Annotated in this window: 16 protein-coding genes; 7 read left to right on the forward strand and 9 right to left on the reverse strand. The window is 58.9% G+C overall.

Annotation, left to right across the window (positions count from 1 at the left end; all coding sequences use genetic code 11):
- Positions 1-38 precede the first annotated feature (38 nt).
- Positions 39-803: an adenosylcobinamide-GDP ribazoletransferase gene (gene cobS, locus SIB38_RS16215; protein ID WP_294114286.1), complete on the forward strand. Its 765-nt coding sequence runs from the start codon at positions 39-41 to the stop codon at positions 801-803.
- Here cobS and SIB38_RS16220 read toward each other — a convergent pair.
- The 6 genes from SIB38_RS16220 to SIB38_RS16245 all read right to left on the reverse strand — a co-directional run bounded on the left by SIB38_RS16220 (position 800) and on the right by SIB38_RS16245 (position 6,713).
- The gene (locus SIB38_RS16220; protein ID WP_294114285.1) at positions 800-1,570 is read right to left on the reverse strand and encodes a potassium channel family protein; all 771 of its coding nucleotides are present in this window, start codon (positions 1,568-1,570) and stop codon (positions 800-802) included. The genes cobS and SIB38_RS16220 overlap by 4 nt on opposite strands.
- A 121-nt stretch (positions 1,571-1,691) precedes the next feature.
- Positions 1,692-2,201, reverse strand: a complete 510-nt coding sequence (locus SIB38_RS16225; protein ID WP_294114284.1) for a CarD family transcriptional regulator — start codon at positions 2,199-2,201, stop codon at positions 1,692-1,694.
- Between the two features lie 296 nt (positions 2,202-2,497).
- Positions 2,498-2,836 carry a ferredoxin FdxA gene (gene fdxA, locus SIB38_RS16230; RefSeq protein WP_294114282.1) on the reverse strand — a complete coding sequence of 113 codons (339 nt, stop codon included), beginning with the start codon at positions 2,834-2,836 and terminating at the stop codon, positions 2,498-2,500.
- Between the two features lie 52 nt (positions 2,837-2,888).
- Entirely contained in the window at positions 2,889-3,266 is a 378-nt protein-coding gene (locus SIB38_RS16235; RefSeq protein ID WP_294114281.1) for an RNA-binding S4 domain-containing protein, read from the reverse strand.
- A gap of 4 nt (positions 3,267-3,270) precedes the next feature.
- Positions 3,271-6,087: a helicase-related protein gene (locus SIB38_RS16240; protein WP_412550612.1), complete on the reverse strand. Its 2,817-nt coding sequence runs from the start codon at positions 6,085-6,087 to the stop codon at positions 3,271-3,273.
- Between the two features lie 32 nt (positions 6,088-6,119).
- Positions 6,120-6,713 carry a hypothetical protein gene (locus SIB38_RS16245; RefSeq protein ID WP_412550613.1) on the reverse strand — a complete coding sequence of 198 codons (594 nt, stop codon included), beginning with the start codon at positions 6,711-6,713 and terminating at the stop codon, positions 6,120-6,122.
- 70 nt (positions 6,714-6,783) lie between these two features.
- Between SIB38_RS16245 and SIB38_RS16250 the strand changes: the two genes are divergently transcribed.
- Positions 6,784-7,074 (forward strand): SCP2 sterol-binding domain-containing protein, encoded by a 291-nt coding sequence (locus SIB38_RS16250; RefSeq protein WP_294114272.1) that lies wholly within the window; start codon positions 6,784-6,786, stop codon positions 7,072-7,074.
- Positions 7,074-8,027 (forward strand): alpha/beta hydrolase, encoded by a 954-nt coding sequence (locus SIB38_RS16255; protein ID WP_294114270.1) that lies wholly within the window; start codon positions 7,074-7,076, stop codon positions 8,025-8,027. Before SIB38_RS16250 ends, SIB38_RS16255 begins: the two co-directional genes overlap by 1 nt.
- A 69-nt stretch (positions 8,028-8,096) precedes the next feature.
- On the opposite strand, the gene SIB38_RS16260 is transcribed toward SIB38_RS16255, so the two are convergent.
- Complete coding sequence (locus SIB38_RS16260) at positions 8,097-8,927, reverse strand: fumarylacetoacetate hydrolase family protein (protein WP_294114268.1); 831 nt, start codon at positions 8,925-8,927, stop codon at positions 8,097-8,099.
- 128 nt (positions 8,928-9,055) lie between these two features.
- On the opposite strand from SIB38_RS16260, the gene SIB38_RS16265 reads away from it, so the two are divergent.
- A complete protein-coding gene (locus SIB38_RS16265; RefSeq protein ID WP_412550614.1) occupies positions 9,056-10,885 on the forward strand; it encodes a M3 family oligoendopeptidase in 1,830 nt (609 codons plus the stop codon).
- Between the two features lie 58 nt (positions 10,886-10,943).
- Here SIB38_RS16265 and SIB38_RS16270 read toward each other — a convergent pair whose 3' ends face one another.
- Entirely contained in the window at positions 10,944-11,843 is a 900-nt protein-coding gene (locus SIB38_RS16270) for an SDR family oxidoreductase (protein WP_294114264.1), read from the reverse strand.
- A gap of 83 nt (positions 11,844-11,926) precedes the next feature.
- On the opposite strand from SIB38_RS16270, the gene SIB38_RS16275 reads away from it, so the two are divergent.
- Positions 11,927-12,349 carry a winged helix-turn-helix transcriptional regulator gene (locus tag SIB38_RS16275; protein WP_294114262.1) on the forward strand — a complete coding sequence of 141 codons (423 nt, stop codon included), beginning with the start codon at positions 11,927-11,929 and terminating at the stop codon, positions 12,347-12,349.
- Between the two features lie 200 nt (positions 12,350-12,549).
- A complete protein-coding gene (locus tag SIB38_RS16280; RefSeq protein ID WP_294114260.1) occupies positions 12,550-12,882 on the forward strand; it encodes a hypothetical protein in 333 nt (110 codons plus the stop codon).
- Between the two features lie 4 nt (positions 12,883-12,886).
- Here the strand turns inward: SIB38_RS16280 and SIB38_RS16285 are convergent, their stop codons facing one another.
- Positions 12,887-13,372, reverse strand: coding sequence for a flavodoxin family protein (locus tag SIB38_RS16285; protein WP_294114259.1), 486 nt, complete (start codon positions 13,370-13,372; stop codon positions 12,887-12,889).
- Positions 13,373-13,529: 157 nt separating this feature from the next.
- Here SIB38_RS16285 and SIB38_RS16290 point away from each other — a divergent pair, with 157 nt between their 5' ends.
- Positions 13,530-13,970, forward strand: coding sequence for a hypothetical protein (locus tag SIB38_RS16290; protein ID WP_412550615.1), 441 nt, complete (start codon positions 13,530-13,532; stop codon positions 13,968-13,970).
- The last annotated feature ends 74 nt before the right edge of the window (positions 13,971-14,044 follow it).

Here is a 14,044-nt window from a genome sequence, read left to right on the forward strand (position 1 = left end):
ATATCCAGCCCCCGGCAAGTGAGGAAAAAGACGCAGGTATGGCCAGTTCCGACACGTCACCGTTTCGCCCCCGCGACATCAACACCGCTTTGGCGCTTCTGACGCGCCTGCCGGTGAAGGCGGATTTCTCCCGTGGTGCCCGTGCCGCATGGGCTTATTGCATCGCAGGCGCGGCTCTGGCGCTGCTGGCAGCTCTGCCCACCGCCGCCTTGCTGTTCATCGGCTTGCCGCCAGTTCTGGCCGCCGTGGTCTGGCTCACCGCCATGGTTGTGATGAGCGGCGCCATGCATGAAGACGGGCTTGCGGACACCGCAGATGGTTTCTGGGGCGGCTGGGACAAGGTCCGGCGACTGGAGATCATGCGCGACAGCCATATTGGGGCCTACGGCGTCATCGCGCTGTGCCTGTCCATTGCTGCCCGCTGGGGCGCGATTGCGATCTTGCTGGAAGCAGACGTCTGGCTTTTCGGTTTGCTGGCTGTGGCCATGCTGTCGCGAGCCAATATGACATTGGTGATGGCCGCCCTGCCCCATGCCCGCACCGACGGGTTGAGCCACTCCCAAGGCCGCGCGCCCCGCACTGGCGCGCTGACCGGCTTTGCGCTCGCTGGTGTGACCGCCTTTGGTTGTGTTGGTGTGCCCGGTGTCGTTTTGGCCGGTGTAGCCTTTGTCATGGCGGCCCTGTGCTCCGCCACGGCGCGGGTGAAAATTGGCGGACAGACCGGCGATGTGCTCGGAGCAACCCAGCAAATCACCGAAATCACCCTGCTCTTCACCCTCGTGATCCTGGCGCAGTATTTCTAAGCGCCATCCGTCTCGATACAGATCGTGGCGCCGCAGTGCTTGCAATGCACCGCGTCGGGATCATGCCGCAGTAAGCCGCAGCTTTCGCATTTGTGGCGGACCTTTTGCGGTTTGATGATCGCCTGCGCCAGTTGCACAAACAGCGCCACGCCGCCCACCATCACGCAGATCGAAAACAGCTTGCCGCCAGGACTGTCCAGAGTGATGTCACCGTAGCCCGTGGTCGTGAGTGTCGCCACGGTGAAATACATCGCATCGATGAAGGGCGTGGCGGTGGCCTCTTTGTCGATGAAAAACACCAGCGACGACGCCGATGTCACCATGACAAACACAAACAGATTGATCGTCGCGATCACCGCATCCTCATGGGTGCGAAACCAGCGGCTGTCCCGGCGCAGGTCATAGAGCAAATGGTAAGAATGGATCAGGCGCAGACCGCGTAGCACCCGCAGAAAGGCCAGATCACCGGACAGCCATGGGTCAATGAACAGCGAGCCAATCACCACCACATCGGCGATTGTGTAAATCCGCGTTAGGAAAAACCGCCGGTCCTCCGCCACCCACCAGCGGGCAATCAGGTCGAGGCAGATGATCACTCCAGTTAGACGGCTGGCGAGGATCAGGCCCGCCCCATAAGGCACATGGGCAGTGGCGATAAAAAACAGGATGGTGACAAAATCGAAAATGATCAGCGCATAGCGGAATTTCACCGCGCCCGGCGTGTGATCCGTGTAGAGCCGCTCCACCGTTGCCTTGAGGTTTTCCATATGTGCCTCTCTCCTTAGAGGCAGTAAACGCCAACACAGAGAGCCGCGCAACGGTTTGATTGCGCACAAAAAAGGGACCGCAGCCCGAGGCGCGATCCCTTTTGAAGATTTGAAAGAACGCTTATGCGGCGCGGGACACCAACACGTCGTCCACTTTCTTCGCAGCCGCAGCTTCGTCACCATCAGCAACAGCAGCCACTTCGCGGGTCAAACGCTCCAGCGCGGCTTCATACAGCTGACGCTCAGAATAGCTCTGCTCACGCTGATCGTCTGTGCGGTGCAGGTCGCGCACAACCTCGGCAATTGCGATCAGATCACCGGAGTTGATCTTCTGCTCATATTCCTGCGCACGGCGGGACCACATGGCGCGTTTGACCTTGGCTTTGCCCTTCAGGGTCTTCATCGCCTGTTCAATCACGTCTGGGCTGCTCAGGCACCGCATGCCAATCTCGGTGGCTTTGTTGGTTGGCACCCGCAGTGTCATCTTGTCTTTTTCAAACGAGATCACAAAAAGCTCCAGCTGCATCCCCGCAACTTCCTGCTCTTCGATGGAAATGATTTGCCCAACGCCATGTGCCGGATAGACAACATATTCGTTCGGGCTGAACTCGTTCTTCTTGGATTTGCTCATGCAGTACTTCCTTTGTGAGCCCCCATCCTGCCAGACAAAAATTGCGCTCGGGAAAGGGTGTTTCCCGATGCGGAATGTCCTCTGGTAGAAAAAGCCACCCTCAGCAAATGCAGGGATGGCTCTCAGGCAGTTATGTCCTCTGTAACAGCAATATAGCACAAAAAACGCCCCCTTGAAAGCGCGACAGACTTTCACAGGCAGTTTGTGCTTTTGTATCAGCCTCTTATGGCCGAATCGTACATCTTGGACAGTAAACTTGTCCCCTTTTCAGGCCGAATCGGCCTGTCAGGGACAGCTTAACCGCCTTCCCCCGGCGCTTCAGAGAAATATTTCTCCAGTTTGTTAGGTTCGCCGTCTTTTTCCTCATACCCTGGCATTGGATCTTTCTTTGTGATGATCACCGGCCAGAGTTCAGAATACTTGCGGTTGAACTCCACCCATTCTTCCATATCCGGCTCTGTGTCCGGACGGATGGCGTCTGCCGGGCATTCCGGCTCGCACACACCGCAGTCGATACATTCATCAGGGTGGATAACCAGCGTGTTCTCACCTTCGTAAAAACAGTCTACCGGGCATACCTCTACGCAGTCGGTGTATTTGCACGCGATGCAGTTGTCGGTAACGACATAGGTCATTTGGGTTAGCTCACTTGTAGTCGGTTCACTGGTTTGACTAAATCAGAGTTACCTATTCTTCAAGCGGGGAAGACTTCATAAGATCGAGATTGCGGCGATCGCGCTTGGTCGGACGCCCTTTTCCGTCAGAGCCGGGGCTACGCGGAACAGGTTTCTCCTCAGGCGTCAAATCTTCATATAGTGTTTGCGCTTCGGGCGCTGGACCGCGTCGTTCGCCAAGCGCCAGGACCTTGATAACCCGAACACGTTTTGCCTGTGGAAAGGTCAAAACGTCACCAATTGTCACACCATGGCTGGCCTTGGCAATTTTCTGTCCATTGACGCGAAGATGCCCGCCAGTGATGACTTTGGCCGACAGGCTACGGGTCTTGAAGAACCGCGCCTGCCAAAGCCATTTGTCAGCCCGAAGTTTGGGGGACGGAGCGCTCAAGCGCTCAGTCCTTGCCTTTCAGCCCCATAAGCGCTGCGGCAAATGGGTTGTCCGGGTCAATCGCCTTCTCTTTTTTCGGAGGACGGGCCTGGAACTGTTTGGGGCCATTGTCACGACGCGGGCCACCTTTGCCTTTTGGCTTGCCACCCTTGCCGCGCGGCTTGTCGCCCTGACGGTCGTTGCGACGCTGGCCCTGGCCACCGCCACGACGTTGCTGGTTGCGGTTGCCACCCTGACGGCCAGCCCATGTGAAGGTGTAGAACACTTCCACTTCCGGCTCGGCAGCCTCTTCGGCCGGTCCGGCCTCTGCAGGTGCTTCGGCCGCAGCAGCTTCTGGTGCAGCTTCAGTTTCTGCAGGTGCCTCTTCCGCCGCGGGTGCGTCAGTCGCTTCTGCAGGTGTTTCAGCAGCCGCTTCTTCAGCCGGAGCCGCCTCTGGCGCCGCTTTCACCTTCGCGCGCTCGCCTTTTTCTGCCGCATAGCCAAGGCCCTGCATCAGATCGGCGAACTGTTCCAGTGTCATGCCGGTGATAGACAACATATCCGCCTTGGCTTCAAAACCACCACGGCTGTCTTCGCTGCGCAGCATATCGGCCAACCGTTCCAGCATGTCGATGCGGATCGCCCGCTCGCCTGCCGCACGGTAGCCGGACATGGCGTAGTAGCCACGTGGCGCGTCTTTGACGGTTGGCACTGTCACCAAACCGGGGGGCGGCGATTCCGGGAAGTCCTGCAGGCCTTGTGCCAGCGACCACAGCACCAGACGCAAACGGGTTGGGGCTGGCTTCAGCAGCAGTGGCATGAAAATGGTGAACTGACCAAAGCGGATGCCGTGCTTGCGCAGTGTGCCGCGGGCGTCCTGATCCAGCTCTTTCACTTCGGTGGCCACATCTCCCCGCGGAATGATGCCAAGGTTTTCAACCATACGGAAGGCAAAGCCGCGCGCCAGACCGGTCAGTTCTTCGTCTTTGCTCAGGTTCAGCAGAGGCTCAAACAGGGCCGCAATTTTGCGGTCGATGAAGTGCTGCAGGCGACGTTCCACCTTCTGCGCCACATCGGCTCCGGCTTCTTCGTCGACAAACACGTCGATCATCGGCTTCAGAGGTTCCGCGCCGGCCACCAATTTGCCAACCGCGTGCTCGCCCCACATGAGGCCACCCTGTTCAGTAAAGTCGATTTCCGTATCCGGCGCGTTATAAAACCGATCCGCGCGCAGGTGGAACTGCGGCGCCAGCGCCTGCAAGCTCGCTGACTTAAGCGTCTTGGCTTCCTGACCGATGGCTTCTTTGTCCGCAATAAAACGGAATCCTTCAAGACGACCGACGAATTCGCCCTCGACGGTCACCTCACCTTTATCATTCACTTCGGCCAAAAGGGCCTCCTTCTGCTTGAGTCGGCGCATCAAAACCGATGTGCGCCGATCCACAAATCTTTGAGTAAGACGCTCATGCAGAGCATCTGATAGGCGATCTTCTACCGCGCGGGTTTCCCCGCGCCAATGGTTTTCGTCACTTACCCAGTTTTTACGTTGTGCGACATATGTCCACGTCCGGATAAACGCCAGACGTTTCGACAATGTGTCAATGTCACCATCGGCGCGATCCAGCCGTTTTACCTGCCGCGCCAGCCAATCATCCGGCACTTTGCCCTTTTCGTGCAGAAAACCAAAAATGTTTTCAATCAGCTGCGCGTGTTCCGCGTGGCTGATACCGCGAAAATCCGGAATGCGGCACACATCCCACAGCAATTGCACCGAGCGCCCGTCACTTGCCCGCGCCATGACTTCCGCCTCACGCGACACGGTTTTGAGCGCCCGCAAATCATCCGCCTCCCGCGCCTTGATCAGCAACTCATCGTCAGAGCCAACCTCGAGCGATTTGATAAGCGCATCCACCGTGCCAAATTGCAGCGCCGCATTGCGCCAATTCACCTTGCGCACCGGGGTGAAGCGATGCTCCATGATCGCCTCGGCCACACCCTCATCCAGCGGCGGCGCTTCGCCGGTCACCCCAAAGGTGCCGTGGCTCATGCCCCGCCCGGCCCGGCCCGCGATCTGCGCCAGCTCATTGGGCGCCAAAGGCCGCATGCGCCGCCCGTCAAACTTGGTGGTGGAAGCAAAGGCCACGTGATCAATGTCGAGGTTCAGCCCCATACCAATAGCGTCGGTTGCTACCAAAAAGTCCACATCGCCATTCTGATAGAGCTCCACCTGCGCATTGCGCGTGCGCGGGCTCAACGCCCCCATCACCACCGCCGCGCCGCCTTTTTGACGGCGGATCAGCTCGGCAATCGCATAAACACTGTCCACCGAAAATCCAACGATGGCAGAGCGTGCCTGCATCCGGCTGATCTTGCGAGACCCCGAATAGTTCAGCGTCGACATACGCTCGCGACGCATAAACTGCGCCTCTGGCACCAGCTCCGCAATGGTGCCGCGCATGGTGTCGCTGCCCAAAAACAACGTCTCATGCGTGCCACGCATCCGCAGCAACCGGTCGGTGAACACATGTCCCCGCTCAGGATCAGCGCAGAGCTGGATTTCGTCAATAGCAACAAAATCCGCGCCCAGACCCTCAGGCATCGCCTCAACCGTGGCCACCCAATACTGAGCGCGCGGCGGCACAATGCGTTCCTCGCCGGTAACCAATGCCACAACAGACGGCCCGCGCGCGGCCACGATGCGGTCATAGACTTCACGCGCCAAAAGCCGCAACGGCAGGCCAATCACCCCAGTGCGATAGCCCAGCATCCGCTCGATGGCGTAATGGGTTTTGCCTGTGTTGGTGGGGCCCAACACCGCCGTGATCTGCCGCTGTCCGGCCATCTGTCTGCCCCGTCTGGCTTAGAATTCGTCGCTTAGAGCTCTTGACCACGCACCAGCGGCGCGAGTCGCTCCAAGGCTTCTGTTAGGCCCGCCTGATAGGGATGTATAGCCTCGACCTGTTGATAGGCCTCATAGGCATCCTCAGGCTTGCCCATCTCATCGAGCATCACCGCGAGGCCCATGATGGCGTCAAAATGCGTTGGGTTCAGGGCAATCACCTGCTCCAGATCACTCAACGCCGGCCCATAGAGATCCAACGCATAATAGGCCCGTGCCCGTTCCGCCCAGCCCTGGGCAAACTCCGGCGCGTGATCAACCAACGCCGTCGCATGTTCCACAGCCACTTCCATCTCGGAAATGTCGATGGCCTTGCGGGTGCGACGCAGCAGGTAATCCGCCGTGGCCGACCCCGAGGCATCCCACAAATGCCGGATCTGCCCCGCCACCTGTTCGGCGCGCGCCGGTTCCGCCACACGCAGCTCCGCCATCAGGCGCGGCAATTCATCGCCCGCGCCTGTCACAACTGCGTCACTTTCCTGAGAAATCGCAACCGGCGATTGAAATACCGTGACAGAGAGCACAAATGCCGCAACGGTAGGTTTGAGAAGATGTCGTAAGTTGACCATAACGTAAATCAGTGTAGCCCGTGCCTGTCTGATTCCCAAGATGTGCACAAGAATTTGAAGGATCAAGAAGATGAGCGATATCATTTCCTCCGCCGTAGAGGCCCTGACCGCGAAACTGGGTGGCGAAAGCTTTGACGGCTCAGCCAAATTTGCCATCGAAGGCGAAGGCGCAATCATCATCGACGCAGACGGCGTGCGCGCTGGCGACGACGACGCAGATGTGACCATGACCGCAGATGTCGACACCTTCCAGGCGATTCTCGAAGGCGAGTTGAACCCCACCGCGGCCTTCATGTCCGGCAAGCTGACCATCGACGGCGACATGGGCGCAGCGATGAAACTGGGCGGCGTACTGGCCTGATGTCCTTGCAAAGCGCACCATTCCATCACGACGTCGCCGAAGGCCCAGCGGCAAACGCTTACTGGGTCACGGCGGATGACGAGGTGCGCTTGCGCTTTGCCCACTGGCCTTTAGAGAATGCCAAAGGCCCGACGAAAGGGACAGTGCTGCTGTTTCCCGGCCGCACGGAATATGTGGAAAAATATGGCCGTGCCGCCGCAGATTTTGCGGCGCGCGGCTACGCCATGATTGCCGTCGACTGGCGCGGCCAGGGATTGGCAGACCGCATGGTCGACCCGCGCTATATCGGCTATGTCGAAACCTTTGACGATTTCCAACGCGACGTTGCCGCCGTGTTGACCGCACTGTCGGAACTCGACTTGCCGCAACCATGGCACCTGCTGGGTCACTCCATGGGCGGCTGCATTGGCCTGCGCGCCCTGCACGAAGGCCTGCCAGTCAAATCAGCCTCTTTCTCCGCCCCGATGTGGGGCATTGGCCTGGCGCCCTACCTGCGCGCGGCCGCCTGGGTTGTCGGCGCTGTGAGCAAACCTTTGGGCTTGCACGGCCGCCTCGCCCCGTCCACCTCACCCGTCACTCTGGTGCTCGACAAACCGTTTGAGGACAACACCCTGACCAAAGACCCCGACATGTATGCCTACATGCAGCGTCACATGACCGGTCAGCCAGATCTCGCGCTGGCAGGGCCCGCGATCAACTGGGTCTATGAGGCGCTCAAGGAATGCCGACGCCTGCGTGCACGCCCTTCGCCAGACATCCCCTGCTTGACCTTCCTTGGAACGGACGAGCGCATTGTGAACACTGAGGACGTGCACAAACGCATGGCCCGCTGGCCAAATGGCACCCTTGACCTGATTGAAGCCGGCGAACACGAAGTCCTGATGGAAGTGCCGGAAACACGCACCCACATCTTTGACGCCTGCGCCGCCTTTTATGACAGCCACAACACCTAGCTTTCTCATTCTCCAAATATCTCGGGGCGTGTGAGGGGCTGGCCCCTCACGTCCCTTCGTTGGCGCACATCACCCGTCCCGCATCACCCGCTGTCGCTGTTTGCCCAGACCCGCGATGCTTAGCTCCATCACGTCCCCCGCTTGCAAATAGCGCGGCGGCTTAAAGCCCATACCCACACCGGGCGGCGTGCCGGTGGCAATCACATCGCCAGGATGCAAGGTCATCATTTCGCTGAGATACGAAATAATCTCCGCCACGCCAAACACCATCGACGCGGTGGAGCCGGTCTGCACCCGCTCCCCATTGAGGTCCAGAGTCAGCGCAAGGTCCTGCACGTCGCTCACCTCATCCGGCGTCACCAGCCACGGCCCCAGCGGCCCAAAGCTGTCGCAGCTCTTGCCTTTGGTCCATTGCCCGCCACGCTCAATCTGCAAACTGCGCTCAGACACATCATTGGCAATGGTATAGCCCGCCACGTGGCGCAACGCGTCTTCCTTGGAGACATATTTCGCTGCCTTGCCAATCACCACGGCCAGCTCCACCTCCCAGTCGCCTTTCTCAGACCCACGCGGCAGGATCACCGGATCATCTGGGCCGACAATGGCGCTGGTGGCTTTCATGAACAGGATCGGCTCTTTGGGGATGTCCATCCCAGCCTCTTCGGCGTGGTCGGAGTAGTTCAGACCAATGCACAGGTATTTGCCGACCTGCCCCACCGGCGCGCCAAGGCGCAGATCGCCTTCCGCCAACGGCAGGCTTTCCGGATCCACATCCGGAAGGTCCGCCAACACGCCGCCAGCCAAATCTGCCACCACGCCGGACAAATCCCGCACCTGTCCCGCTTTGTCCAACACGCCGGGCTTCTCTGCCCCACGTTCGCCATACCGTACAAACCGCATCTCAATCCTCCGTCTTTGACTTGCCACCATGCTCCCGCGCTGCGCAAAGGAGTGCAACCCCCTCTTGAACCTCCCGCCCCGCTCTGCCTATCTGATCCCCAACAGTTTTCTGAACAAAGGCCGCTTCCATGCTGAACCTTCCCTTCCCCGCCCCTGATCTTCTGCGCGATGCAAACGCCTCTTCCGGCGCAAATGAGTTTGGCGACCTGCCCGAGTGGGACTTGAGCGACCTGTATACAGGTGACGACGCACCTGAGTTGACTGCTGACCTGGAATGGCTGGAAGGCGAATGTGCCGCCTTTGCCGCCGATTACGAAGGCAAGCTGGCCGATCTGTCTGCGAGCGACCTGCTGACCTGTGTGCAGCGCAACGAGAAGATCAGCCAGACCTCTGGCCGCATCATGTCCTACGCCGGTCTGCGCTATTACCAGCTGACCACAGACGCCGAACGCGCGCAGTTCATGGCCAACATGCAGGAAAAGCTGACAAACTTCTCCACACCTCTGGTGTTCTTCACGCTGGAACTGAACCGCATCGAAGACGACAGGCTCTCCGCCGCCTTTGCAGAAAACGCGGAACTTGCCCGTTATGAGCCGGTCTTTCGCCGCATCCGCGCAATGAAACCACACCAGCTTTCCGATGAGCTGGAGAAGTTCCTGCATGATCTTGGCGTGGTGGGCGACGCTTGGGAGCGCCTGTTTGACGAAACCATCGCGGGCCTGACCTTCAACGTGAACGGCGAAGAGCTCAACATCGAAGGCACACTGAATTTCCTGACCGACCCGGACCGCGAAAAGCGTGAAGCGGCGGCGCGCGAACTGGCCGAAGTCTTTGCCGAAAACATCAAAATCTTCGCCCGTGTGCACAACACCGCTGCCAAAGAAAAAGAGGTCATCGACCGCTGGCGCAACATGCCGACCGCACAAACCGGCCGTCACCTCTCCAACGATGTGGAGCCGGAGGTGGTCGAGGCCCTGCGTGACGCGGTTGTGGCCGCCTATCCAAAACTCAGCCACCGCTATTATGAGCTGAAGCGCAAATGGCTCGGTCTAGAGGTGATGCAGGTCTGGGACCGCAACGCGCCCCTGCCAATGGAAGACCCTACGACTGTGGATTGGGACACTGCCCAGAAAACCGTGATGGACGCCTATAACGCATTTGATCCGCGTATGGGTGAGCTGGCCGAACCGTTCTTTACCAAAGGCTGGATCGATGCGGGTGTGAAACCGGGCAAAGCACCGGGCGCCTTTGCCCACCCCACCGTGACCAACGTGCACCCCTATGTGATGCTGAACTACCTCGGCAAACCCCGAGATGTGATGACCCTCGCGCACGAACTGGGCCACGGCGTGCACCAAGTCTTGGCGGCGGAGCAAGGCGAAATGCTGTCTTCCACTCCGCTGACATTGGCGGAAACCGCGTCGGTCTTTGGCGAAATGCTGACCTTCCGCGCCATGTTGGACAAGGCCGAAACCCAGGAGCAACGCAAAATCCTGCTGGCGGGCAAGGTTGAGGACATGATCAACACCGTGGTGCGCCAGATCGCGTTCTACGATTTTGAGTGCAAACTGCACGCCGCCCGCCGCGAAAGCGAGCTGACACCAGAAGACATCAACGCGCTTTGGATGTCGGTGCAGGCCGAAAGCCTTGGCGAAGCATTTGAGTACATGGACGGCTATGAGACCTTCTGGGCCTACATCCCGCACTTCGTACACTCGCCGTTCTACGTCTATGCCTACGCTTTTGGCGACGGCCTCGTAAACGCGCTCTATGCGGTGTATGCCGAGGGCGACGAAGGCTTTGAGGACAAATACTTCGAGATGCTCAAAGCCGGTGGCTCCAAGCACCACTCAGAACTTCTTGCGCCCTTTGGCTTGGACGCCTCTGATCCGAAGTTCTGGGACAAGGGCCTGAGCATGATTTCGTCGATGATCGACGAGCTTGAGGCGATGGAATAAGCCCGCGAGCCAAAGCGCGAATGATAAAGGGCCGGGAAAATCTCCCCGGCCCTTTTCCTTAAGCAGCCGCCGCAGCTTTGCCCCAGCTTTTGATGTGGTCCGCAACAGTGGTCAGCGTGACACCAAAGGTCTCTTCAACCAGCTGCGTATCAATGCACATGTCGTCATCCCCCATTGTGGCCAGCGTACCGTACATATCGGTCAGCATATGCCCCATTCCCGGGTTTCCGAACGCTTCTGCCACCTGTGCGCCAAGCGCCGCTGCGGTCTGGGGAACAAAAGACACGGGACGATCCACCCAACCAGCCAGCAACTCCGCCAATTGACCACCGGTCAGCGGTGCAGGCGTGCCAATTTCAAAGCTCTGCCCGGCCAAATCCGGACGGGTCAGCGCAGCCACTGCCACCCGGGCCTGATCAAAATGCGAGGTCCAGGTCACTTTCATCGTTTCCGGTAGCGGTGGGTAATCCAACACACCTTCGCTTTGCAGGCGGGGTGTTAGGAAACCGGGTAGAAAATTCTCCAAGTAGATTGTCGGTTGCAACACAATCGAAGGAATACCGCTGTTCAAAACCGCCCTCATACCGCCCGTGGTCGCGTCAATCATGATCGAAGAGGGATAGCGGTCTCCTGTTGTTCCGCCGGTTGTAAACACCAACAGCGGCAAATTCACTTGATGGGCTGCAGTGAAAAACGCGGTCATCCAAGTTTGCGGGTCTTCTGGATTGGCCGGAGCTGGCAGGTGCAGGAAAGCGGCGTCCACGCCGTTCAGAGCACGGGCAATGGCGTCAACATCATCCAAAGTCGCGGCATAAGCCTGCGCTTCGCTATGCATTTCCGAGATTTTGGCAACGTCACGTGCGACGGCGCGGACAGTCAATCCATTGGCAAGCGCTTCCTGCACAACCGGGGCACCTTGCGCGCCAGTGGCGCCGAAAATTGCAACGGTCTGGTTCATAGTGGTTCTCCATGGTATGGTGGTTACTGTTGAGAACCACACTTAGGAGACTTGGTTTGGCGGCAAAAGGAGGCACTAATTCGTTGGATAGGCACACAGAAGTAACCACCTCCGACATTCAGGCGATGAATGACGGCGTCGACGCATGGGTGGCCAATGAGTTCAGCGGTGCTTGTCCGGTACGGGATGTTTTAGACCGCGTTGGCGACAAATGGAGCGTGTTGGTGGTGCTGCGTCTTGGGCGTGGCCCGGAACGGTTCCGCGCCTTGCTGCGCGCAGTAGCGGGCATTTCTCAGCGGATGCTGACCGTCACTTTGCGCGGCTTAGAACGTGACGGCCTTGTACACCGCAAAGTGTTCGATACCCGCCCGCCGTCTGTGGAATACAGCCTGACCCCACTGGGGCACTCGCTATTGAGCCATATCACCGGTTTGGCAAATTGGGCGGTAGAGTATGATGCGGACATCAAACAGGCGCAAAGCGAGTATGACGCCCTTCAAAAATGACTTGCGATAGGTGAACTATCGAAAGTCAAAACACCAATTTACGACTTCTCCATGGATCTCCCAGTAAGGATTTCACGATGCGCGGCGCTATTTTAATTTTTGCAATAACCACAGTTTTTGCAGCGTCGTTGCAGGCTGCGGAGCCTCGCATTCAGGGCGCGTGGCATTGCTTTGACAAAAACCACGAAGGCGAGCTGGACGTGACTTTGACTTTCGGCTCAGACGGCCATCTGGACACCCGCTTGGAACTTGCCTTCGAGGAAAGCCAGATTGAAATCCGCGGTGTGGTCAGAGCGCGCAGCACCTATGAGCTTTTGCCCTCAGGTGTCCTAAAAGACAAAACCCTGACAAAAGAGCTGGTCTCCCTGACCGCTGACGGTTTTGACATCAAAAACCACTCGGACACCAAGGAACTGCAAGAGTTTCTGCTTGCCGAAGACGACACCCCAACAAAGGTTGTCAGCCTGACCCAAAACTCAATGTCGCTGGCCTCCTACGGCGACACTATTGCGTGTCAGCGCACCTCCGACTGACCGCTCAAAACACTCCCATGGCCAGCCCGGCTCCCAGCGCCGCGCCCAACTCTGCACAGCGCTCTAAGTCCGCCGCCCCAATCACCTTCACCGCCAAAATCGCCTCTTCCGTCTGCGCGTGGGTACAGACAATCAGCGGCGGCTGCACTTCTTTGAGCCGCCACCCCGTCGCAATCCGCGCCAATTGCCGGGCCGCGCCATCTCCATCTGATCCCGCACAGATCATTTGCGCGTAAGGCCGTCCCTCGACCTGCCCAAGAACCGGATAGTAACAGCGATCAAAGAACTCCTTCATCGCGCCCGACAGCGCGGCGAGGTTTTCCGGCGCGCAAAACAGAAAGCCGTCCGCCGCCAGCACATCCTCAGGCCTCGCCTCTTCCGCCCGCAACAGCCGCGCCTCCCCCTCGGTCTGCGCCGCCGCAAAGGCCGCTTCCGCCATTTGCTGGCTGCCCCCTGTGCGGGAGTGATAGACAATCAAAACCTGCGCCATGTCTGCCCCTTGGCCGTTGCATCACCGCCACCATAGCCGCCCGTCGCCCCCCGAAACAATCACACTCAACGATTGAAGCACGCGACCTCCTGCACTACGCTTTACAGAACCAGTCTCTGCGTGTTTTGTGCGCCTGTTGTCCCAAGGGAGACCCGACATGAAAGCCCTGTTTGCCGCCGCAGCCCTTGCCCTCTGCACCGCGCCTCTGGCCTCGGCACAATCGATTGTTGGCACCTGGACCTGCGTGCGATCCACTGTAGACAATAACGCCGTATCCAACGTGACTTTCACAGACAGTGGTCGTCTGGATGCCTTGGTGAACATCGACTTCCTCGGATTGGACCAAGAGGTCAGCGCCCAGGCGCGCTATCGGTCTGACTATCAACTGGTCAATAGCACGCTCAGCGATACGCCCGTTTCTGCCTACGTCAGCAAGCTCACCATCGACGGCCAAGACGCCCTGCGCAGCGAACAGGCCGAGAGCCTGCGCCAAGCCCTTCTGGAAGGCAGCGATGCCAGCGCCAAAGTGACGTTCACGTCAGACAACTACATGATCCTGTCCGCCGACACAGCGCCGATCAACTGCGTCCGTATGTAGCCAAACGCAAGTCCCCCAACGTCAACCTTTGACAAACACGCCGTGGCTCCTAGGCTGCGGTGAAACACACGCAT

Source organism: Shimia sp. MIT910701, from assembly GCF_047126315.1.
Classification (GTDB): Bacteria; Pseudomonadota; Alphaproteobacteria; order Rhodobacterales; family Rhodobacteraceae; genus Shimia.